At 54.1% G+C, this 318-nt stretch carries 1 protein-coding gene; it reads left to right on the plus strand.

Annotated features, from left to right (window positions below; all coding sequences use genetic code 11):
- The coding region (locus FE394_RS20140) for a DnaB-like helicase C-terminal domain-containing protein (protein ID WP_319927839.1) at positions 1-318 on the plus strand (318 nt) is incomplete at both ends.

Consider the following 318-nt stretch of genomic DNA (forward strand, 5'->3'; position numbering starts at 1 on the left):
TCAGTCAGATACCCTGATAGCGCAGGCAGAAAGTCAGTTGTTTAATCTGGCTGAAAAAGGTTCGACCCGCCAACATCAGGAAATGACCCTGTTGCAGGGCGCAGACAGCCTGATTGCCCATCTGGAGCGAATACAAGGCTCACAGGGAATAACCGGCACACCGACCGGATTTCAGGATCTTGATGAAAAAACCTGCGGCTTGCAGGCCGGTGATCTCATTTTGCTGGCTGCCCGCCCTTCGATGGGAAAAACCGCACTGGGGCTGGCGTTTTGTCTTGGTGCCCTGCGACACCGGGATGATGCGGTGGTACAGATTTT

The sequence above is a fragment of the Xenorhabdus littoralis genome (assembly GCF_033949345.1).
GTDB classification, from domain to species: Bacteria; Pseudomonadota; Gammaproteobacteria; order Enterobacterales; family Enterobacteriaceae; genus Xenorhabdus; species Xenorhabdus littoralis.